The following is a 20,774-nucleotide window of genomic DNA, read 5'->3' on the forward strand; positions in this document are numbered from 1 at the left end:
CCGCTGGAGTCTGTCGCAAGAAAGCAAACGGATGTTTACTTGTCGGAACGGGCCGCGGACGCTGCTCAGAGGCCGCGACCGCTGCCCATCGACATTGAACCGGAGGCGGCGGGCGCGCCGTCCTCTGGCGCATCCAGCCCCGGATACTGGCCGCCTGCACCAATGCCCGCCGCACCGGCACCAAGGCCGCCGCCGCCATGCGCGCCGCCGCCGCCATGGCCGCCGGGGTTGGTCGGCGGCGAGGCGGTGTTGTCGCGCGGCACCGCGGGGGCCAGGTAGAACGGGTCGGTATGCGGGGGCGCCGGAGGTGCGGAACAGGCCGCCACCGGCAGCAGGGCCAGCGCGAGGGCCACGGTGCGCGGCGCGTGCGCCGCTGCTCCGCGCGCGCCGACTGCGTGTTCGTGGCCCATCCCGTCCTCCGTTTGATGCCGACGCCTACGATACACGCCGGGGCCGCGCGTTGCGTCATCGCCCACCGGGCGCACGATACGGTGTAGGCTGCGCCACGCGGGAGAATGCAGGTGGCGGACAGTGCTGGCACGTCTGAGATCGACCAGGGCGGCTTCAGTGGCTACTTCGACCGCTACGAGACCGGCCGCGCCTCGGGCTGGGTCGCCAACCTCGCCGACCCGCAGAGCATCGTGGTTCTCACCGCGCTCATCGATGGCGAGGCGGTGGACCAGATCCTGTGCGACGGACTGCGCGAGGACGTGCGCGAGGCGCTCAACCTGGTCTCCGCCCGGGTCGGCTTCCGCTACGACATCCCGGGCCGCTATCTCGAGAATACGCCGCATGTCCTGAGCTTCCGGCTGCCCGATGGCGGCGTGCTGTCCTACATGGGCGTGGGCGGCGTCGGCAGCCTGTCGCCGTCGCTGGAGTTTGCCGGGCTGCCGCATGTCGCCCTGCACGGCAACCTGGACGGCATGGTGCACAACACGCTACGTGGCTGGGTGCTGCGGCAGATCGGCCACGCGGGCGCCATGGTCGCGGGCGGTGACGTGCTCATCACCTGCGACGACGTGCGTATCGGCCTCGCGCACGCCGACCGGCTGCGCCGCGATGTCGGCAGCGCCAACGCAAGCGACCCTTATTGTGGCTTCGAGTTCGCGTTGCCGCAGGATCTGCGCAGCAGCCAGCCGCGCCGATACCGCGCGTTCGCGCTGCCGGAGATGCGCGAGCTGGCCGGCAGCCCGCTGGTCACCGCGACCGTCACCGATCTGCTCGAAGGGCGGCTGCTGGCGCTGTCCGCCGGCATGCAGCGCCTGCAGGCCGAGCTCTGCCGCATGGGTCGCGAGCTCGATCTCCTGCTGCCCTCGGAGGGCTACCATATCGAGGATTTCGACCGCTGGGCGCGGCGCTACTACGAGACGCTGCGCCAGCGCGTCACGGCCGGACGCCGGATCGCCGAGGCGCAGGGCGCTAGCGACACGCCCGCAAGCCTGGCCGCAAGCCTGGTGAGCGTGCTGATGCCGACCTACAAGCCGCATCTGCCGGACTTCGTCGCCGCGGTCGAGAGTGTCCTGGCGCAGACCCATGGCAACTGGGAGCTGATCATCGTCGATGACGGCAGCCGGTCCGCCGAGGTGACCACCTGCATCGATGCGTTCTGCGCGCGCGACCGGCGTATCCGCAGCATCCGCCGCAGCCGCAATGCCGGCATCGCGCGCGCCACCTCGCTGGCGATGCAGGCGGCGCGCGGAGCCTGGACCGCCTTCTTCGATCATGACGACCTGCTCGTCGAAGTCGCCCTCGAGGTGATGCTGCGCGAGGCCCGTCGCACCGGCGCCCTGCTGCTCTATTCCGACGAGGACAAGATCGACCGCGGCGGCTATTTCCGTGAGCCCAACTTCAAGCCGGACTGGAACTACCGCTACCTGCTGGGCTGCAACTATGTCTGCCACCTGACCATGGTGGACAGCGCCACCATGCGCGCGGTCGGTCCGCTGAGGCGCGAGTACGACGGCGCCCAGGACCACGACTTCATCCTGCGTTGCGCCGAGCTGCTCGAACCCGGCCGCATCCATCATGTGCCCGAGCTGCTCTACCATTGGCGCATCACGCCGAACTCGACGGCCGACAGCGTGTCCAACAAGCAGTATGCGGTCGAGGCCGGCGTACGCTGCGTGGCCGATCACCTGGCGCGCACCGGGCATCCGGCGCAGGTGTCGGCGATCGACCGGCTGAGCATCTACAAGGTCGACTGGATGGCGCGTCCGGCGTCGCCCGAGATCGCGGTCAGCGTGATCATTCCGTTCCGCGACCAGATCGGGATCACCCGGGCGGGCGTCGCCTCGCTGCTGCGTCATACGGACTACGCGTCGTACGAGATCGTGCTGGTCGATAACTGGTCGACCGCGCCCGACCTGCCTGGCTTCCTCGCCGAGATGCGGCGCGAGCCGCGCGTGCGGGTACTGCGCGTCGAGGAGGCGTTCAACTACTCGCGGCTGAACAACCTTGCCGCCGCCAGCAGCGACGCCGGCTGTTTCGTGTTCCTCAACAACGACGTGGTGATCGGCGATCCGCAATGGCTGCATCGCATGCTGGGCGAGATCACCGCCGCGGCCGATATCGGCATCGTCGGCGCGAAGCTGCTCTATCCCGACCGCACCGTGCAGCATGCGGGCGTCCTGGTCGGGCTGCACGGTGTCGCGGCGCATCCGCATCTCGGTGCGTCGGTCGACGAGTACGGCTATAGTGGCCGCGCCAGGCTGAGCCAGGAGCTGATGGCGGTGACCGGGGCCTGCATGATGGTGCGTGCGGCCCTGTTCCACGAGATCGGCGGTTTCGACGAGGTCGGGCTGAAGGTGGCGTACAACGATGTCGACCTGTGCCTCAGGGCGCACGAGCGCGGCTGGCGGGTGGTCTGGTGCGCCGAGGTCGCCGCCGAGCACCTGGAGAGCCTGTCGCGCGGCAGCGACCTGCGGCCGGACCAGGAGGCGCGCTTCCTGCGCGAACGCCAGGTGATGCTCGAACGCTGGGGTGCCCAGGCCTTCTTCCGGAACGATCCGTTCTACAATCCCAATCTTTCCAGCAGCGCGCGGCTGTTCTACACGCTCGCCGATCCAGCCGGGAGGGCGCCGATCTGACAACGAGAGAATTGGGCCGACGCGGGCTGGCGCTCATGACGCTGGCTGTGCTGGCCGGCTGCGCGGCGCGGCCGGTGCTCTCGGCGCAGGACCAGGCCGACATCGACCGCATCCAGGCCTACCTGGACGGCCTGCACGGGCTGCGCGCGCGCTTCCTGCAGATCGGCGCCGATGGCGGCACCAGCAGCGGGGTGGCCTGGTACGATCCGGGGCGGCTGCGGCTCGACTATGACCAGCCGGGGCGCATGGAGGTGGTGGCGACCGGCACGCACCTGGTGGCGCATCGCGATTCCGATGACAGCACCACGCGCATCGCCCTCGCCAGCAACCCGCTCGGGCTGCTGCTGGCGCCGGGACTGCGGCTGTCGGGCGGCATCACCGTGACTAACATCCAGCGTCGGGCGGGGCTGCTGCAGGCGTCGCTGGCGCGCACCGCCAATCCGGCGCAGGGCCTGCTGACCCTGATCCTCTCGGATACGGCGCGACCGTCCGATCATGGCCTCACGCTTGTCGGGCTCGAAGCGGTCGATGCGAGGGGGCAGCGCACCAGCTTCCACCTGATCGATCCCGAGGCCGGGCTGGCGCTGGACCCGCGCCTGTTCCGGCCGCTCAGCTGAACCGGGCGTCCCAGTTTGCCCTGAGCGCGGCATCGACCTCCGCCAGGCCGGCATCGAGGCCGAGCGCGCGCAGGCTGGTCACCCCGTGCTCGCGCAGGCCGCACGGCACGATGCCGTCGAAATGCGCGAGCGCGGGTGCGACATTGAGCGAGACGCCGTGCCAGCTCACCCAGCGGCTGACACGCACCCCGAGGGCCGCGATCTTGCTGTCGCCGCCGGTCACGGGGTCGCGCACCCAGACCCCGATCCGGCCCTCGCGGGTGCCGGCCGGCACGCCGAAGCCGGCGAGGGTGTCGATGAGCCAGGCCTCCAGGGCCTGCACGAAGGCGCGGATATCGCGCGGCGGCACCGTGCCGTGCCGGCGCTGCAGGTCGAGCATGACGTAGGCCACCCGTTGTCCCGGCCCGTGGTAGGTCCACTGGCCGCCGCGTCCGGCGGCGTAGGTGGGAAAGCCCAGCGGGTTGAACAGGTCTTGCGGACGCGCCGAGGTTCCCGCGGTGAACAGCGGCGGATGCTCCAGCAGCCAGACCGCCTCCGGCCGCGTGCCGGCGCGTATCGCCGCCACCCGGTCCTGCATGGCGCGGATCGCCTGTGGATACGGCACCGGCCGGCCCGCGGGCTGCCACTCCAGGGCGGCTGCGGTCGCAAGGGCTGCCTCGCTCCCAAGGGCTGTCTCGCTCCCAGGGGCTGTCTCGCTCCCAAGGGCTGTCTCGCTCATTGCCGTCTGATCGGCCATCGGTTATACGCGCCTCCGTCAGCCGGTATCGCGCAAGCGACGCCAGGTGTCACGGTGCGGTCGTGGCGGAATGGTAGACGCGCAAGCTTGAGGTGCTTGTGGGGGAAACCCCGTGGAAGTTCGAGTCTTCTCGACCGCACCAAGGTCCTTTGTCCCCCGGGGCCGCTCCCGGCAGTCTCGCACCCCTCTTGCCGCTCGCCGCCGGGAGTGTTCCTGTCCCGCCAACGGGCGAGGAAGGGTTCAGGCGGATGGACGACGATTTCAGGAAGGCGGCGCTCGATTACCACCGGCTGCCGACCCCCGGTAAGCTTTCCGTCACGCCGACCAAGCGCATGGCGACGCAGCGCGACCTGGCTTTGGCCTACTCGCCTGGCGTCGCCGCCGCCTGCGAGGAGATCCAGGCCGATCCCGCCAAGGCGCGCGACTACACCGCGCGCGGCAACCTCGTCGGCGTGATCTCCAACGGCACCGCGGTGCTGGGCCTGGGCAATATCGGCCCGCTCGCCGGCAAGCCGGTGATGGAGGGCAAGGCGGTCCTGTTCAAGAAGTTCGCCGGCATCGACGTGTTCGACATCGAGGTGGACGCCTCCGACCCGGACCGCTTCATCGACGTGGTGGCAGCCCTCGAGCCGACCTTCGGCGCGATCAACCTCGAGGACATCAAGGCGCCGGAATGTTTCCGCATCGAGGCCGAGCTGCGCGCCCGCATGGGCATCCCGGTGTTCCACGACGACCAGCACGGCACCGCGATCGTCGCCGCCGCCGCGGTGCGCAACGGCCTCGAGGTGCAGGGCAAGTTGCTGTCGGACGTGAAGCTGGTGACATCGGGCGCCGGTGCGGCGGCACTCGCCTGCGTCGACCTGCTGGTGCAGATGGGGCTGCGCATCGAGAACGTGACGCTCACCGACATCAAGGGGGTAGTCTATGACGGCCGCGGCGACGACATGCAGCCGAACATGGCGCACTATGCCCGACGCACCGACGCCCGCCACCTGTCCGAGGTGCTGGTCGATGCCGACGTGTTCCTGGGCCTGTCGGCGCCGCGGGTGCTGAAGCCGGAATGGCTGGCGCGGATGGCGGCCAGGCCGTTCATCCTCGCACTCGCCAATCCCGAGCCCGAGATCCTGCCCGATCTGGCGCGCGCGGTGCGGCCGGACGCGATCATCGCCACCGGGCGGTCGGACTATCCGAACCAGGTCAACAACGTGCTGTGCTTTCCGTTCATCTTCCGGGGCGCGCTTGATGTCGGCGCCACCGAGATCAACGAGGCGATGAAGGTCGCCGCCGTCGAGGCGATCGCAGCCCTGGCCCGGGTCGAGGCGAGCGAGGTGGTGACCGCGGCCTATGGCGGCGAGGCGCCGGCGTTCGGGCCGGAATACATCATCCCCAAGCCGTTCGATCCGCGGCTGATCCTGCATGTGGCGCCGGCGGTCGCGCGGGCGGCGATGCGTACCGGGGTGGCGACGCGCCCGATCACCGATTTCGACGAGTACAAGGACGATCTCGAGGTCTTCGTGTTCCGCTCCGGCCAGGTGATGCGGCCGATCTTCGAGGTGGCGCGGCGGGCCAACAAGCGTATCGCCTATGCCGAGGGCGAGGATGACCGGGTGCTGCGCGCGGTGCAGACGGTGATCGACGACCGGCTGGCGCAGCCGGTGCTCATCGGCCGCCACAACGTGATCGCGGGCCGCCTCCAGAGCCTCGGGCTGCGGATGACGCCAGGCCGTGATGTCGAGGTGCTCGATCCCGAGGAGGACACCGACGTGTTCGGACCGCTGGTCGATCCGTATCGCAAGATGGTGGAGCGGCGTGGCGTGCCGCCGATGATGGCCGAACGGCAGCTGCAGCGCCGCCCGACGGTGGCCGCCGCCATGCTGCTGCATGCCGGCCTGGTGGATGCGGCGCTGGTCGGCGGCCATGGCGACTGGTGGCGCCACATGCACTACTGGCATCCGGTGATCCCGCGTCGGCCGTCGGTGACCCGGCTGTATGCGTTGTCCGGCCTGATCCAGTCGAACGGCGTGCTGTTCTTCTGTGACACGCATTTCAATCTCGACCCGACCGCCGAGCAGATCATGGAGATGACCATGCTGGCGTCCGACGCGGTGCGGATGTTCGGCATCACCCCGCGCGCGGCGCTGCTGTCGCATTCCTCGTTCGGCGCCAGCAACTCGGAGTCCGCGCGCAAGATGCGACGGGCGCTGGCGTTGCTGCACGAGCATGCGCCGAACCTCGAGGTGGACGGCGAGATGCAGGGCGATGCGGCATTGAGCGAGACGTTGCGCGACCGGGTGATGACCTCGGGCCGGCTGGGGGGCACCGCCAACCTGCTGATCATGCCGACGCTGGATGCCGCCAATATCAGCTTCAACCTGCTCAAGGCGGCGGGCGAGGGCCTGCAGATCGGACCGATCACGCTCGGCGCCTGCAAGCCGATCCACACGCTGGCCGGCAGCGCCACGGCGCGGGCGATCGTCAACCTCACGGCGCTGGCGGCCCTGCAAGCAGAGCAGCACACCGGCTGAGAGAGGCGGCTTGCAAACAGCCTACAGAGGACGCGCCCGGCTGCGGTTCTTGGCAAACTGTTACCGAAGGGCTACCCAGGCCTGCGCCGTGATCTGCTACGCTCGTGCGGCGATCTGGGCCAGCGGGTCCGTGCTGATAAGGGTTTCATGACGTGATCAAGCCTCTGCGTAAGGCGGTCCTGCCGGTTGCGGGCCTCGGGACACGGTTCCTGCCGGCCACCAAGGCGATGGCCAAGGAGATGCTCCCGGTGGTCGACCGACCATTGATCCAGTATTCCATCGACGAGGCGCGGGCGGCCGGGATCGAGCAGTTCTGCATGATTACCGGGCGCGGCAAGACCGCCCTGGTGGAGTATTTCGACAAGGCCTATGAACTCGAGGCGACGCTCAAGGAGCGGGACAAGCCGGAGGCGCTGGAGGCTTTGCGCGCCTCCGAGATGGAGCCCGGCTCGATCGTGTCGGTGCGCCAGCAGGAGCCGCTCGGTCTTGGCCATGCGATCTGGTGCGCGCGCTCGTTCATCGGCGACGACCCGTTCGCGATCCTGCTGCCCGACGACATCATCCTCAGCCAGACGCCGTGCCTGAAGCAGCTCGCCGATGCCTACCACCAGACCGGTGGCAACGTCGTCGCCGTCACCGAGGTGCCGCACGAGCACACCAACCGCTACGGCATCCTCAAGATCGGCGAGGATGACGGCCGCATGGTCGAGGTGACCGGGCTGGTCGAGAAGCCGAAGCCCGAGGATGCGCCCTCCAACCTCTCGATCATCGGGCGCTACGTGCTGACCGCCGACGTGATGGTGCACCTGTCCAAGCTCGAGCGCGGCGCCGGCAACGAGGTGCAGCTCACCGACGCGATGGCCAAGATGATCGGCACGGTGCCGTTCCATGGCCTGCGCTACGAGGGCAAGCGCTTCGATTGCGGTGACAAGGTCGGCTTCCTGGAGGCGCAGATCGCGTTTGCGCTGGAGCGCGCGGATCTCGGGCCGCAGGTTCGCGAATTCCTCAAATACTATTGCGAGCGCCTCTGATGCAGTTCCGCCACGACTTCGATGCGACCAGCCTGCGCGAGTACGACATTCGCGGCATTGTCGGTAAATCGCTGCATGCGGCAGACGCGTTCGCGATCGGTCGCGCCTTCGGCAGCATCGTCATCCGTAATGGCGGTCAGGTGGTTGCGGTCGGCTACGATGGCAGGCTGTCCTCGCCGGAGCTCGAGCAGTCGCTCGTTCTCGGCCTGAAGGCGAGCGGCATCGAGGTGCTCAGGGTCGGCCGCTGCCCGACGCCGATGCTGTACTACGCCGCCACCACGCTTGCGACCGACGGCGCGATCATGGTGACCGGCAGCCACAACCCGCCGGACTATAACGGCTTCAAGATGATGCTGGGCCGCAAGCCGTTCTTCGGCGCCCAGATCAAGGAGATCGGCCGCATGGCGGCCGCACCCGATGTCGTGCCGGAGGCGGCAGGCAGCGATCGCCGCATCGACATCGCGCACGACTACGTGGCGCGCGTGATCTCCGACTGGGACGGCGGCGACCGGCTGCTCAAGGTGGTCTGGGACAACGCCAACAGCTCGGCCGGCGAAGTGCTGCAGCGGCTGGTGCAGTCGCTCCCCGGCGAGCACACGGTGCTGAACGGCGAGATCGACGGGCGCTTCCCCGCGCACCATCCCGACCCGACGGTCGCCAAGAACCTCGAGCAGCTGATCGCGGCCGTGCACGAGAAGCAGGCCGATATCGGCATCGCCTTTGATGGCGATGCGGATCGCATCGGCGTGGTCGACAACAAGGGCCAGATCCTCTGGGGCGACCAGATCCTGGTGGTGCTCGGGCGCGACGTGCTGCGCGACCATCCGGGTGCGACCATCATCGCCGACGTCAAGGCGAGCCAGGTGCTGTTTGACGAGATCACCCGCGCCGGCGGTCACCCGCTGATGTGGAAGACCGGCCACTCGCTGATCAAGGCGAAGATGGCGGAGACCGGTTCACCCCTGGCCGGCGAGATGTCGGGGCACGTGTTCTTTGCCGACAAGTGGTACGGGTTCGACGACGCGCTCTATGCCGCCGTCCGCCTGCTCGGCATCGTGGCCCGCATGGATGGCCCGCTCTCGGACGTGAAGGACGCGCTGCCGCACACCGCCAGCACGCCGGAACTGCGCTTTGACTGCGACGATACCCGCAAGTTCGCGGTGATCGAGGAGGTCGCCGCGAGGTTGAAGGCGTCCGGCGCCCAGGTCTCCTCGATCGACGGCGTGCGCGTGCGTACCGACGATGGCTGGTGGCTGCTGCGTGCCTCCAACACCCAGGCGGTGCTGGTGGCGCGCGCCGAGGCGCTCAGCGACGCCGGGCTCGACCGCCTGAAGGGCGCGCTGACCGAGCAGCTGGCACAATCCGGCCTCGAGGCGCCGGATTTCTCGGGAGAGAATGCCGGACACTGATCGGTTGCCCTGTTCTCGCGGCCTCAGCCAAGGGACGCCCTCAGCGGCGTCCTGACGCTAGGTGCTGCGTCCTTCAACGGCGTCCTGACCGCGGCGGCGGGGACTTCGAACACGAAATGCTCGCCGGCGACCGGCCGCACCGCGCTGGTCAGGCCGGTGACGGACTCGGCTGCGCCGAGGAACAGCAGGCCGCCCGGCCCGAGCCGCGAGGCGAGCATCTCCAGCACCCGCGCCTTGGTCGGGGGATCGAAGTAGATCAGCACGTTGCGGCAGAAGATGATGTCGAAGCGTCCGAGCGTGCTCGCATCCGAGAGCAGGTTCCACTCGCGGAACTCGACCATGTCGCGGATCGGCTTGATCAGCCGCCAGCCTTCGTCCTCCTTCCTGAAATACTTGACCAGCATCCGGGCCGGCAGGCCACGCTGCACCTCGAACTGGCTGTAGAGGCCTTCGCGGGCGCGCGCCAGCGGGATGCGGGCGATGTCGGTGCCCAGGATCTGCACCATGCACGCGCCGAGCTTCGGGCCCATCTCGCTGAACAGCATGGCGAGCGAGTAGGCCTCCTGCCCGGTCGCGGCGGCCGCCGACCATACCCGCAACGACGCGCCGGCCGGACGTCCGGCGAGCAGGCGTGGGATGGCCACGTCGCGGACATGGTCGAACGGACGGCTGTCGCGAAAGAACAGCGTCTCGTTGGTGGTCAGCGCCTCGACCACCTCGTCCTGCAGGGCGCGATCGTGACGCAGGCGTGGCGCCAGGGCGTGGAAGTCGCTGACGCCGAGGCGGCGTGCGATCGGCGCGAGGCGGGTCTCGAGCAGATAGGTCTTGTCCGCGCCCAGCGTCAGCCCGGAGCGGCTCTTCACCAGGGCGGTGATCTCGTCGAAGCTGGTCATGGTGCTGAATTCACGATCTGGGTGACCTTCTCGGCAAGCTCGTCGATGCCCAGCACGGCATGGCAGAGGCCGGCCTTCGCCACCGCACCGGGCATTCCCCACACCACGCTGCTCGCCTCGTCCTGCGCCAGCACGGTGCCACCGGCCTCGACCAGCCCCTGCGCGCCGCGCAGCCCGTCCTGGCCCATTCCGGTCAGGATCACCGCCAGCACGCGGCCGCCGCAGGCGGCCGAGGCCGAGCGCAGCATCGGATCGACCGCCGGCCTGCAGGAATTCTCCGGCGGCTCGCTGGTCAGCTTGACGTGCAGGGCCTGGCCACGCGCCTGCACCGTGAGGTGCCGGTCGCCAGGTGCGACATAGATCCGGTCCGGGCGCAGCACCTCGTCATCGACCGCCTCGCTGCAGCCGCGCGCTCCGAGGCGGTCGATATGCTCGGCAAGGCTGCGCGTGAACACCGGTGGCATGTGCTGGGTGACGATGATCGGAACCCGCAACGGACGACCCAGCGCCCGGAACAGGCTGAACAAGGCCTGCGGGCCGCCGGTCGAGCTGCCGACCGCCAGCAGCAACGGCGCCTTGCCCGCGCGCACGGCAGGCGCTGCGCCGGGTGCGGCACGCACGGTTGCCGGCGCCCGGGCACGCTCGGGGATGCTGCGCTGGCGACGCAGGCGCGCCTGGCCCCGGATCTTGGCGAGGATCTCGCGGACGAACTCGTCGGTCTGGTGCGCGGCAGGCTTCGGCACATAGTCGGCAGCACCCGCCTGCAGGGCCTGCATGGCGATGGCGCCGCCGGTCGTGGTCAGCGCGGATGCCATGATCACCCGGACGCTGGGGTCGATCTTCAGCAGGTGCGGCAGCGCGGTCAGGCCGTCCATCACCGGCATCTCGACATCGAGCACCACCACGTCGATGCCACCCTGGCGCAAGGCCTCGGCGGCCTTTTCGCCGTCGGCCGCAAGGCCCGCGATCTCGATGTCCGGCTCGGCGCGCAGGATACGGGCAATGACGGAGCGTACGGTGAAGCTGTCGTCGCAGATCAGCACCCGGATCGGGCCGATGCCGGTCTGGCCGGACTTGCCCGGGCTTGCGGACGTGCCTGCTGGGAGCCCCTGCCGCGAACCACTCACTGCCGGTGCCGGGTCAGGCCGAGCTGCTCCAGCTTGCCGATCAGGATGGCGTCGTCGAACGGCTTCATGATGTATTCCTGCGCGCCGGCCTCGATCGCGCAGACGATGAAATCGGCGCCGTTCTCTGTGGTGCAGAGGATGACGCTCGGCTCGTCCGGGCCGAAATCGCGCCGCAGCCCGCGCAGGCAGTCGATGCCGTTCATCACCGGCATGTTCCAGTCGAGCAGCACGACATCCGGCAGGGCGACATGGCAAGCTGCCAGCGCCTGTTCGCCGTCGCCGGCCTCGGCCACATCGAAGCCGGCATGCTCCAGGATGCGCCGCGCCACCTTGCGGACCACCCGGCTGTCGTCCACGACCAGGATCCGCGTCGCACCGGCGCGCTCCGCCCCGGTCAAGGCGCCGCTCGCCACTGCGTCGCTCATCACACCCTCGCTTCCTGGTCGAGGAAGAGCAGGCGGCTGATATCGAGCACCACCATCAGCCGCTCGGGCAGGCGGAAGATCCCGGCCCCGAATTCGATCCAGACCGCGCCGAGCGTCGGCGGCGGCGCCTCGATATCGGCGGGATCGAGCGTCAGCACCTCGAGCGCCTGGTCGACCAGCAGGGCGTAGCTGCCCGCACCTTCCTCGGCGACCACCGCGACCGGCCGCGATCCGGCGGCCGCCGGCTTGAGCGAGAGCCGGCGCCTGAGATCGATCGCGGTCACGATCTTGCCGCGCAGGTTGATGTTGCCGGCGATCTCTGAGGGTGCGAGCGGAATGCGCGTCACCATCGTGTCTGCGATGACATCGCGCACGGCAAGAACCGGCACGCCGCACAACTGGCCGTCGACCAGCAGGGTAAGGAAGCCCTGTTCGCGTTCCTTCTTGCCGGTGAGAACGCTCTGCTCGGCCTTGGTCCCGGCTGCAACGTTGCTGCTTGAAGCGTTCATGATGCTGCGTCCGGATCAGGCGGCGAAGGACTGGGCAAGGCATTGCTCCAGGCTCGTCAACAGGGTCTCGCGTTCGAACTTGCGTATGTAGTCGGTAAAGCCGGCGTCACGCCCGGCCTTGGCGTCGTCGCGTCCGCTCAGCGCCACCATCGGCAGCTTCGACCATGCGCCGCCTTCGCGCACCTTGCGGGCAAAGCTGTTGCCGTCCATGCCCGGCATCTCGATATCCGAGATGATGGCGTCGAAGAGCTGGCCCGCATCGCGCATCGCGAGCGCATTCTCGGCATCGTTCGCGGTGGTGACGTCGTAGCCGGCCGCGGAAAGGCTCGGCACCAGCAGGTGGCGGAAGAAGTCGCTGTCCTCGACCACCAGCAGCTTGCGTCGGCTCGGGCCCGCGGCTGCCGCCTGGCGGAACCAGTTCTGCGATGCACGTGTCAGGAAGTGGCCCGCATCCACGACTTCGGTTGCCTGGCCGCCGATGATGGCGGTCCCGAACAGGCCCGGCTCCTCGCTGCTGATCTCGACGTCCATCCGGTCGCGGACCACGTCGAGGATCTCGTCGACCATCAGACCGATATGCTGGTCGCCGTCACTCAGCACCAGCACCGCCTGATGCTCGCCGCCAAGCCCCACTGCTGCATCGAGCGGCACCAGGGGCATCAGGCCGCCGCGATACTGCGTTACCAGCCGGGTGCCGGTCGCCTCGATCCTGCCGCGCGGCACCATCTCGAGCCGGGCGATCAGCGCCAGCGGCAGCGCCTTCTGCGCGCCGGGTCCGGCACGGACCAGCAGCAGGTCGCTGCGGCCGTCGCCGACCACGGCATTGCTGTCGGCGGAGCGGCCACGCGCCTCGGTGGTGGCACCCAGGCCGCTGGCACGCGCGATCCCGAGCGGGTCGAGGATCATGATGACCGAGCCGTCGCCGAGGATGGTGTTGCCGCAGAACAGCGGGATGCTGCGTATGACCGGTGCCACCGGCTTGACCACGATCTCCTCGGTGTCGAAGACGTGCTCGACGATCAGCCCCAGACGCTGGCTGCCCACGGCCAGCACCACGACCACCTTCTCGGCGAGGCGGGCGGCCTCGCCGGATGGATCGGTCTCGGTGTCAAGCCGCAGCGTGCGCGTGAGCGAGACCAGCGGCAGCAGCCGGTTGCGCAGCCGCAGCACCGGCGCACCATCAATGGTATCGAGCACCATGTCGGGCTGCGCACCGGGCAGCACGATCTCGACCACGCTGATCTGCGGGATGGCGAAGCGCTCGCCGGCGGAGCCGATCACCAGGGCGGAGACGATCGCCAGCGTCAGCGGGATCTTGATCAGGAACTGCGATCCCTGACCGACCTTGCTCTCGATGTCGACGGTGCCGTTGATCTGCTCGATATTGTTGCGCACGACATCCATGCCGACGCCGCGGCCGGACACCGAGGTGATCGCGGCCGCCGTCGAGAAGCCGGCATGGAAGATGAAGCGGCGGATTTCGTCCTCGCTCATCCGGCGCAGCCGCTCCTCGGTGACGATGCCTTGCGCGACCGCCTTGGCACCGATGCGCACCGGGTCGAGCCCGCGCCCGTCATCGCGTATCTCGATCACCACGTGGCCGCCTTCGTGGCGGGCTGCGAGCGTGATCTGTCCGGTCTCCGGCTTGCCGGCCCGGCGTCGCTCGGGAGGCGTCTCCAGCCCATGATCTGCGCTGTTGCGTATCATGTGGGTGAGCGGGTCCTTGATCAGCTCCAGCACCTGGCGATCGAGCTCGGTGTCGGCGCCGATGGTGACCAGCTCGATCTTCTTGCCGAGATCATGCGCGAGGTCGCGCACCAGCCGCGGCACGGTGTTCCAGGCGATCCCGATCGGCTGCATGCGCGTCTTCATGACGCCTTCCTGCAGGTCCGTGGTGAGCTGGGACAGACGCTGCATCGGGGTCGCCAGGCTGCCTTCGCCGCCGGCATCCCCGGCACCCGGTTCCGGCCGGCCGGTGGTGCGCAGGATCTGCAGCAACTGGTTGCGGGTCAGCACCAGCTCGCTGACCAGCCCCATCAGGTTCTCAAGCACCTCGACGCCGACGCGGATCGTGGTCTGGCCGCGACTCTGCTGCTCGCCATGCACCTCGGCAGCGGGCTCCGGGTTCGCCGCCGGCGGCGCAGTCGCAGGCTCGCCCGAACGCGGCCCCGGGGCAACAGGCGCGGGGGACGCGGGCTGCTCGGGTGCGGCGCGCGCAGGCGCACGGGCCTGCGGCTCGGCTGCGACCACCCGGCCTTCCGCCAGCTCGTTCAAGGCGTGGATCAGGACGCTGTCATCGCCCGCGGGCTCGTCGAGACCGCGCGCGAGCGTATCGATGATCATGCGTATCCGGTCGGCGGCACTCAGGATCAGCCCGATCCCGTCCGAGTTCACCCGCAGCGCCTTGGTGCGGAGCTTGTCGAGCACCGTCTCGCCGGCATGGGCGACCTTCTCCAGCCGCGGCAGGCCGAGGAAGCCGCAGGTGCCCTTGATCGTGTGGATCAGGCGGAAGATCAGCGAGATGGTCTGCTGATCGTCGGGCGCCTTTTCCAGCCGCACGAGGGCGAGATCGAGCTCGGAGAGGCTCTCCAGGGTCTCGGTCACAAAATCGGCGAGCAGATCGTCCACCCGAGACTCCAATACGTTACAACTAAGGCTTGCGAATGCGGTTCGAGCCCTAAGAGTGATCCTGCGACCTGAAGATTTGGTAAATTCGGAGGATGAGAGTGGTCGAGCCTGGGTCACGTCCCGAATTGCGCACTGCGATCGAGCCGGGCCAGTGGGTCCTGCATCCGGACCACCAGGAATGGGGTCTCGGCCAGGTGCAGTCGGCGGTCGGGCCGCGGATCACGGTCAATTTCGAGCATCGCGGGAAGGTGCTGATCAACGCCGCCCTGGTCGATCTGCAGATCCAGTACTAGATATGTCGTGAATGACCATGACCATGCCTGTGTCCGCTGACGTGGCCGCCTCGGGGCCCGCTCCGGTCGTCGATCCGTTCGGCCGTTCCATCAGCTATCTGCGGGTCTCGGTCACCGACCGTTGCGACATGCGGTGCGTGTACTGCATGGCGGAGGACATGATCTTCCTGCCGCGCGCCGACGTGCTGAGCTTCGAGGAGATGCAGCGCCTGTGCGGCGCGTTCATCCGCTCCGGGGTGCGCCGCCTGCGCATCACCGGTGGCGAGCCACTGGTCCGTCGCGGCGTCATCGAGTTCATGAGCGAACTCGGCGGCTGGCTCGGGCGCGGCGACGGGCAGGCCGGGCTCGACGAGCTGACGCTGACCACCAACGGCAGCCGGCTGGCGCAGCATGCCGAGGGCCTGCACAAGGCAGGGGTGCGCCGGATCAATGTCAGCCTCGATACGCTCGATGCGCAGCGCTTCCGGGAGATCACCCGCGTCGGCAGCCTGGCGCGGACGCTCGACGGCATCGCGGCGGCGTGCGAGGCGGGGCTGGCGGTCCGGATCAACACGGTGGCGATGCGCGGCGTCAACGAGGACGAGTTCGACAAGCTGATCGCCTGGTGCGGCCGGATCGGCGCCGATTTGTGCCTGATCGAGACGATGCCGATGGGCGATACCGGGGAGGATCGCAGCGACCGCTACCTGCCGCTGTCGCTCGTTCGCGCACGGCTCGCGGCGCGCTGGAGGCTGCAGGAGACCGGCCACCGGACCGGCGGTCCGGCCCGCTATGTCAGGGTCGCCGAGACCGGACGGCGGCTCGGGTTCATTACGCCGATGACGCACAATTTCTGCGAGAGCTGCAACCGTGTGCGGCTGAGCTGCACCGGGATGCTGTTCATGTGCCTCGGGCAGGACGATGCGGCCGACCTGCGGGCGCCGTTGCGCGACGGCGCCACGGAGGACGAGCTGTTGCACGCGATCCGCCAGGCCATCGCGCGCAAGCCGAAGGGGCATGATTTCATCATCGGACGCCGCGACCGGACCGCGGGCGTTGCGCGTCACATGAGCGCCACCGGCGGTTGAAGCCCGCTTCAGTAGCCTTGCGGCGTCATCACCGAGGCGGGCGGGGTCGCGAGCGCCGGCTTGGCCGCCGGTGCCGGTCCGGCGGAGGGCATCGGTGTCGTCGTGCAGGCGGCGAGGACGCAGAGGGAAGCGAGCATGGCCGGTATGGAATATCGCATCAGGGCCTCCCGCGGTGATAGCGCGTCGGCAGTCACTTGGGTTCCGGTCCCCCGAGCAGGGCGTCGGATCGGTCGCCGACGGCATCCGCCAGCGGCACGGTGAACTGCCCGGGCCGCAGCGGCTTCGGCTGGTCGGGCGAGGGGGACCAGCCGGTCATCATCGCCATGCGCAGGGTGGTCTGGTACGGCAGCACCGCCGCGAGATGGCTCAAAGCCAGCGGGACCACGTCGCGCGGTAGCACCCGACGGTCGCGCAGCGCGACCGCATTGGCCTCGCCGGCGGCACGCAGGTCGCGCAGCAGCGAAAGCGGGTCGCGGTAGGCGAGGCTGATCTCGTCGGCATCGGCGACCGGCAGCGCGAACCCGGCCCGTTGCAGCAGGCTCGCGCAGTCGCGCAGCTCCGGGAACGGCGACACGCGCGGCGACACCCCGCCGGAGAGCTCCATCTCGGCCTGCAGCAGGGCGGCGCGCAAGCCGGCCAGGGTCGGCAGCACCGGCATGCTGGCCAGGAACAACCCGTCCGGACGCATGGCGTGGCGGATCTGCACCAGCGCCCCGGGCAGGTCGTTGACCCAGTGCAGCGACAGGCTGGCGACCACGAGGTCGAAGCTGCCCGGACCGAACGGCAGCCACTCCTCGTCGGCGACGACCTGCAGCGCCCCGGACTTCGGCGTCTCGGAGCACTTCGGCGTCTCGGAGCACTTCGGCGCCCCGGAGCGCTGCAGCATCGCCGGGGAGAGATCGATGCTGACAGTCTCGATGCCGCGCGCCCGCAGGCGGCTCGCGAGCACGCCGCGGCCGCCGATATCGAGCGCGCGCACGAAGCGGCGATTGACATCGTCCAGCCGGTCGAGCAGGCGGTCGGCCGCCTCATCCAGAATGTCGCCGACCGCTCGCACCGTGCCGGCGGCGCGGTCGCGATGCAGCCGGACGGCCCGACGGTCGAAGATGATGGCGTCCTGCACGCGCGGGATGTGCGGATGCGTCAGCACTTTGCCAAGAGCGACCGACGCAGCCGTCCCGGCCCAGAGCAGGCTTGCTTCCGGGCGTTTTGCACGTCATGGGTGTGGGATGCAACTCACGCGAGAACAGGCTGCCGCACGAACGTCTTTGCAGTCCGTGCGGGGCTGGATCCGGTATGGCGGCCGGATCGCGCTCGACCTGGTGCTGCCGCCGCAGTGCCCGACCTGCGACCGGGTCGTGGCGAGCCCGGGCCAGTTCTGCGCAGCGTGCTTCAGGCGCGCCGACTTCATCCTCGAGCCGTGTTGCCGCCGCTGCGGCATCGCGTTCGCGGCAGCCGCGGAGGGCGGCCTGACCCGGACCTGCGCCCCGTGCATCGAGCGGCCACCGACATGGCAGCGGGCGCGGGCGGCCTTCGGCTATGACGAGTTCTCGCGCCAGATCATCCTGCCCCTGAAATATGCCGACCGCACCGAGAATGCCCGGTTCCTGGCGCCGCACATGGCCCGCGCCGGGGCCGCCCTGCTGGCTGCATGCGACCTGCTGCTGCCGGTGCCGCTGCATCGCGGGCGCCTGTTCGGCCGCCGCTACAACCAGTCGGCGCTGCTGGCGCGCCATGTGGCGAGAATCGCCAAGCGTCCTTTGCTCGTCGACGGCCTGATCCGCACGCGCGCCACCAAGAGCCTCGCCTCCTGCCCGGCGGCCGAGCGCGCGGCGCTGATCCGGGGCGCGATCGCATGCCGGCCCGACCGGCTGGCGGCGCTCCAGGGCAAGCGCATCCTGCTGGTGGACGACGTGCTGACCACCGGCTCGACGGCACAGGCCTGCTCGGAGGTGCTGCTGCAGGCGGGCGCGGCCGCGGTGGACCTGCTGGTGGCGGCCCGCACCGCACCACGGGCGACATGAGCGCCCCGGCTGCCGACACCGGCATCCAGGGTGCGGGTTTTGACGATCATCGGCCACGGCGGCAGGTTGCATGGCGTTCCGGGCATCGCGTTCCGGGCATCTACTCCCGGGCATGTAGTCCGGGGCCTCTTGTCCCGGAGCCCGCGCGATACGACCATTAGGCCTGGATAACGACAACGGATGTGACGATGGCGCAGATCGAGATCTACACCCAGCCGTACTGCCCGTTTTGCGCCCGGGCCGTGGCGCTCCTGCAGGCCAAGGGCGTGGAGTTTCAGCAGATCGAAGCGCCGCACGGCACGCCCCAGCGCCAGCTGTCGGCCGAGCGCGCCGGCGGACGCACCAGCGTGCCGCAGATCTTCATCGACGGGCGCCATATCGGTGGCTGCGACGACCTGGTGGCGCTGGACGGGCGCGGCGAGCTCGATCCGCTGCTCAAGGCCGCCTGATCCAGCCGGCATGATCCACTACCAACTGCGCTGTTCGGCGGGCCACGGCTTCGAGGGCTGGTTTCGCGATGCCGCCGGCTTCGACGAGCAGTCGGCACGTGGCCTGCTGAGCTGCCCCGAATGTGCGACCAGCGCCGTGACGCGCGCGATGATGGCGCCGGCCGTGCGTGCCTCGCGCCGGCTGCGTGCCGCGCCGCCGGCGCCTGGAGCGGGACCGGAGCCAAGGACTGAGCCAAGGACTGAGCCAAGGGCTGAGCCAAGGACTGAGCCAAGGACTGGGCCCAGGACTGGGCCCAACCCTGGCCAGACATCTGTGGCGGCGCCCGGCGCGGCGGCAGGTGGCGTGGCGGTGCTGCCGGACCAGGTGCGCGCGGTGCTGCAGCGCATGCGCGCCGAGATCGAGCGGAACTGCGACGATGTCGGTGAGCGCTTCGCGCAGGTGGCGCGTGCCGAGCATCGCAAGGCCGCCGAAGCGCCGGACCAAGCGCGGCGCGGCATCTACGGTCAGGCCACCGCCGACGAGGTCGAGGCGCTCGCCGATGACGGGATCGCGGTGAACCGCATTCCCTGGCTGCCGCGTGCCGACGGCTAAAATGCCGCGGCCGGGTTGGCTCGCAGTCCTGGGCGCGTGTCTGGCACTCGTGGCGCCGGGCGCGCGGGCGCAGCAACCGGCGGCGCCGCTGGGGCTGTGGCTCAGCCAGGACCATGACGGCGTGTTCAGCATCCGGCAATGCGGGCCGGTGCTGTGCGGGCGGCTGGTCGGCATCCGCTACGACACCAGGATGCCGACCGACAAGCACGGCCAGCCGCAATGCAACCTGATGATGCTGACCGACTTCCGCCCAGATCCCGGGCGGCCCGGGCGCTGGGACGGCATGATCCTCGATCCCGAGAGCGGGCGCACCTATCACGCCGAGATCTGGTCCCCCAGTCCCGGCATGCTCAACCTGCGCGGCTACCTGTTGCTGCCGATCTTCGGCGAGACGCAGCGCTGGAGCCGGTTCACCGGCACCATCGGCGCCGCCTGTCACCTGCGTTAGTGTTTGATCACCGGCTTTCGAGCAGCGCGATGTAGTTCACCGCGGTATCGTGGCTCTCGCGCCAGCCATTAAGGCCGGGAACCATGCCGGAGAGGTCGGCGACGCGCAGGCCGGCCCGTGCCGCGTGCCGTCCGAGTTCGGCCGGGGTGACGAAGCGGCGCCAGTCATGCGTGCCGGCCGGCAACAGGCGCAAGACGTACTCGGCGCCGATCTTGGCGGTGGCGAGCGATCGCAGGGTGCGGTTCAGCGTGGAGATGACGATCACGCCGCCGGGCTGCAGCAGCCCGGCCAGCAGGCGCAGGAAGCCGGCCGGATCGGTCACATGCTCGATCACCTCGAGGGCGATCACGGCGTCGAAACGCAGGCCCTCCCGCAGCAGCGCCTCGGCGCTTCCGTCGCGATAGGACAAGGCGCCGGCATGGCCCGCAGGCCCCTGCCCCGGAGCCGTCAGCCGGGGCGCTGCGTGGTGTTCCCGGGCCGCCAGGATGGCTTCCGGCGACGCGTCCACCCCGAGCACATCGTGGCCGAGCGCTGCCAGGGCCTCGCTGGCGAGCCCGGCGCCGCAGCCGAGATCGAGCAGCCGCAGGCGCGTGTCCGGCCGGCGCCGCAGCCGGCGGTCGATCCAGCCGATGCGCAGCGGGTTCATCCGGTGCAGCATGCGCATCGGCCCGTCCGGATCCCACCATTGCGCCGCAAGGGCGTCGAAGCGCTCGATCTCCCCGGTCCTGACAGACGAGGTCGAGACCGAGCTTGCCGTCGCACCGGATTCGTTCCCCTGCATGTTGCCGCCTTGCCCGTGTTGCCGTGCCGCCGAGACGAAGCTATGTGACCCGCCTGTCGTCGGCCTGCAATCGTGCCGCCGCATGTGTCGGCGCCCCGGTGCCTGCCCTGTCGAACGACCAGCGGAGCATGATC

Annotated in this window: 21 protein-coding genes and 1 tRNA gene; 12 read left to right on the forward strand and 10 right to left on the reverse strand. The window is 69.5% G+C overall.

Going from position 1 to position 20,774, the window contains the following annotated elements:
• Nucleotides 1-65: 65 nt before the first annotated feature.
• Nucleotides 66-410, reverse strand: a complete 345-nt coding sequence (locus tag ACQY4O_RS03785) for a hypothetical protein (protein ID WP_428374900.1) — start codon at nucleotides 408-410, stop codon at nucleotides 66-68.
• Nucleotides 411-521: 111 nt separating this feature from the next.
• Here ACQY4O_RS03785 and ACQY4O_RS03790 point away from each other — a divergent pair, with 111 nt between their 5' ends.
• Nucleotides 522-3,086, forward strand: coding sequence for a glycosyltransferase family 2 protein (locus tag ACQY4O_RS03790; RefSeq protein ID WP_428374901.1), 2,565 nt, complete (start codon nucleotides 522-524; stop codon nucleotides 3,084-3,086).
• Between the two features lie 35 nt (nucleotides 3,087-3,121).
• On the forward strand, nucleotides 3,122-3,703 hold the full coding sequence (locus ACQY4O_RS03795; RefSeq protein WP_428374902.1) for a LolA family protein: 582 nt from the start codon (nucleotides 3,122-3,124) through the stop codon (nucleotides 3,701-3,703).
• Here the strand turns inward: ACQY4O_RS03795 and lipB are convergent.
• Complete coding sequence (gene lipB / locus ACQY4O_RS03800) at nucleotides 3,696-4,421, reverse strand: lipoyl(octanoyl) transferase LipB (protein ID WP_428374903.1); 726 nt, start codon at nucleotides 4,419-4,421, stop codon at nucleotides 3,696-3,698. The genes ACQY4O_RS03795 and lipB overlap by 8 nt on opposite strands.
• Nucleotides 4,422-4,495: 74 nt before the next feature.
• Here lipB and ACQY4O_RS03805 point away from each other — a divergent pair.
• The 4 genes from ACQY4O_RS03805 (at nucleotide 4,496) to pgmG (ending at nucleotide 9,404) form a co-directional block, all read left to right on the forward strand.
• Nucleotides 4,496-4,581: transfer RNA gene (locus tag ACQY4O_RS03805), tRNA-Leu, on the forward strand.
• A 106-nt stretch (nucleotides 4,582-4,687) separates the two neighbouring features.
• Complete coding sequence (locus ACQY4O_RS03810; protein WP_428374904.1) at nucleotides 4,688-6,964, forward strand: NADP-dependent malic enzyme; 2,277 nt, start codon at nucleotides 4,688-4,690, stop codon at nucleotides 6,962-6,964.
• Nucleotides 6,965-7,116: 152 nt separating this feature from the next.
• Nucleotides 7,117-7,995, forward strand: coding sequence for a UTP--glucose-1-phosphate uridylyltransferase GalU (gene galU / locus ACQY4O_RS03815; protein ID WP_428374905.1), 879 nt, complete (start codon nucleotides 7,117-7,119; stop codon nucleotides 7,993-7,995).
• A complete protein-coding gene (pgmG, locus tag ACQY4O_RS03820) occupies nucleotides 7,995-9,404 on the forward strand; it encodes a phosphoglucomutase/phosphomannomutase PgmG (protein WP_428374906.1) in 1,410 nt (469 codons plus the stop codon). The genes galU and pgmG overlap by 1 nt, the downstream gene beginning before the upstream one ends.
• Nucleotides 9,405-9,427: 23 nt before the next feature.
• Here pgmG and ACQY4O_RS03825 read toward each other — a convergent pair whose 3' ends face one another.
• The 5 genes from ACQY4O_RS03825 to ACQY4O_RS03845 are packed head-to-tail and all read right to left on the reverse strand — an operon-like array spanning nucleotide 9,428 to nucleotide 14,986.
• Nucleotides 9,428-10,297 carry a CheR family methyltransferase gene (locus ACQY4O_RS03825; RefSeq protein WP_428374907.1) on the reverse strand — a complete coding sequence of 290 codons (870 nt, stop codon included), beginning with the start codon at nucleotides 10,295-10,297 and terminating at the stop codon, nucleotides 9,428-9,430.
• Nucleotides 10,294-11,424 (reverse strand): protein-glutamate methylesterase/protein-glutamine glutaminase, encoded by a 1,131-nt coding sequence (locus ACQY4O_RS03830; protein ID WP_428374908.1) that lies wholly within the window; start codon nucleotides 11,422-11,424, stop codon nucleotides 10,294-10,296. Before ACQY4O_RS03830 ends, ACQY4O_RS03825 begins: the two co-directional genes overlap by 4 nt.
• Entirely contained in the window at nucleotides 11,421-11,849 is a 429-nt protein-coding gene (locus tag ACQY4O_RS03835; protein WP_428374909.1) for a response regulator, read from the reverse strand. Before ACQY4O_RS03835 ends, ACQY4O_RS03830 begins: the two co-directional genes overlap by 4 nt.
• A complete protein-coding gene (locus ACQY4O_RS03840; protein WP_428374910.1) occupies nucleotides 11,849-12,358 on the reverse strand; it encodes a chemotaxis protein CheW in 510 nt (169 codons plus the stop codon). The genes ACQY4O_RS03835 and ACQY4O_RS03840 overlap by 1 nt, the downstream gene beginning before the upstream one ends.
• A gap of 15 nt (nucleotides 12,359-12,373) precedes the next feature.
• The gene (locus tag ACQY4O_RS03845) at nucleotides 12,374-14,986 is read right to left on the reverse strand and encodes a chemotaxis protein CheW (RefSeq protein ID WP_428374911.1); all 2,613 of its coding nucleotides are present in this window, start codon (nucleotides 14,984-14,986) and stop codon (nucleotides 12,374-12,376) included.
• Between the two features lie 98 nt (nucleotides 14,987-15,084).
• Here ACQY4O_RS03845 and ACQY4O_RS03850 point away from each other — a divergent pair, with 98 nt between their 5' ends.
• The gene (locus ACQY4O_RS03850; protein WP_428374912.1) at nucleotides 15,085-15,279 is read left to right on the forward strand and encodes a DUF3553 domain-containing protein; all 195 of its coding nucleotides are present in this window, start codon (nucleotides 15,085-15,087) and stop codon (nucleotides 15,277-15,279) included.
• 23 nt (nucleotides 15,280-15,302) lie between these two features.
• The gene (gene moaA, locus ACQY4O_RS03855; RefSeq protein WP_428374913.1) at nucleotides 15,303-16,346 is read left to right on the forward strand and encodes a GTP 3',8-cyclase MoaA; all 1,044 of its coding nucleotides are present in this window, start codon (nucleotides 15,303-15,305) and stop codon (nucleotides 16,344-16,346) included.
• An 8-nt stretch (nucleotides 16,347-16,354) separates the two neighbouring features.
• Here moaA and ACQY4O_RS03860 read toward each other — a convergent pair whose 3' ends face one another.
• Nucleotides 16,355-16,504, reverse strand: a complete 150-nt coding sequence (locus tag ACQY4O_RS03860) for a hypothetical protein (protein WP_428374914.1) — start codon at nucleotides 16,502-16,504, stop codon at nucleotides 16,355-16,357.
• 32 nt (nucleotides 16,505-16,536) lie between these two features.
• Nucleotides 16,537-17,496: a methyltransferase domain-containing protein gene (locus tag ACQY4O_RS03865; RefSeq protein WP_428374915.1), complete on the reverse strand. Its 960-nt coding sequence runs from the start codon at nucleotides 17,494-17,496 to the stop codon at nucleotides 16,537-16,539.
• A gap of 127 nt (nucleotides 17,497-17,623) precedes the next feature.
• On the opposite strand from ACQY4O_RS03865, the gene ACQY4O_RS03870 reads away from it, so the two are divergent.
• The 4 genes from ACQY4O_RS03870 to ACQY4O_RS03885 all read left to right on the forward strand — a co-directional run bounded on the left by ACQY4O_RS03870 (nucleotide 17,624) and on the right by ACQY4O_RS03885 (nucleotide 19,859).
• The gene (locus ACQY4O_RS03870; protein ID WP_428374916.1) at nucleotides 17,624-18,370 is read left to right on the forward strand and encodes a ComF family protein; all 747 of its coding nucleotides are present in this window, start codon (nucleotides 17,624-17,626) and stop codon (nucleotides 18,368-18,370) included.
• Between the two features lie 188 nt (nucleotides 18,371-18,558).
• The gene (gene grxC / locus ACQY4O_RS03875) at nucleotides 18,559-18,819 is read left to right on the forward strand and encodes a glutaredoxin 3 (RefSeq protein ID WP_428374917.1); all 261 of its coding nucleotides are present in this window, start codon (nucleotides 18,559-18,561) and stop codon (nucleotides 18,817-18,819) included.
• Nucleotides 18,820-18,829: 10 nt separating this feature from the next.
• Nucleotides 18,830-19,411: a DUF1178 family protein gene (locus ACQY4O_RS03880; RefSeq protein WP_428374918.1), complete on the forward strand. Its 582-nt coding sequence runs from the start codon at nucleotides 18,830-18,832 to the stop codon at nucleotides 19,409-19,411.
• A gap of 1 nt (nucleotide 19,412) precedes the next feature.
• Nucleotides 19,413-19,859 (forward strand): DUF2147 domain-containing protein, encoded by a 447-nt coding sequence (locus ACQY4O_RS03885; RefSeq protein WP_428374919.1) that lies wholly within the window; start codon nucleotides 19,413-19,415, stop codon nucleotides 19,857-19,859.
• A 7-nt stretch (nucleotides 19,860-19,866) separates the two neighbouring features.
• Here the strand turns inward: ACQY4O_RS03885 and ubiG are convergent, their stop codons facing one another.
• Nucleotides 19,867-20,640 carry a bifunctional 2-polyprenyl-6-hydroxyphenol methylase/3-demethylubiquinol 3-O-methyltransferase UbiG gene (gene ubiG, locus ACQY4O_RS03890; RefSeq protein WP_428374920.1) on the reverse strand — a complete coding sequence of 258 codons (774 nt, stop codon included), beginning with the start codon at nucleotides 20,638-20,640 and terminating at the stop codon, nucleotides 19,867-19,869.
• Nucleotides 20,641-20,774: the final 134 nt, after the last annotated feature.

The sequence above is a fragment of the Lichenicoccus sp. genome, assembly GCF_965277665.1.
Classification (GTDB): domain Bacteria; phylum Pseudomonadota; class Alphaproteobacteria; order Acetobacterales; family Acetobacteraceae; genus Lichenicoccus.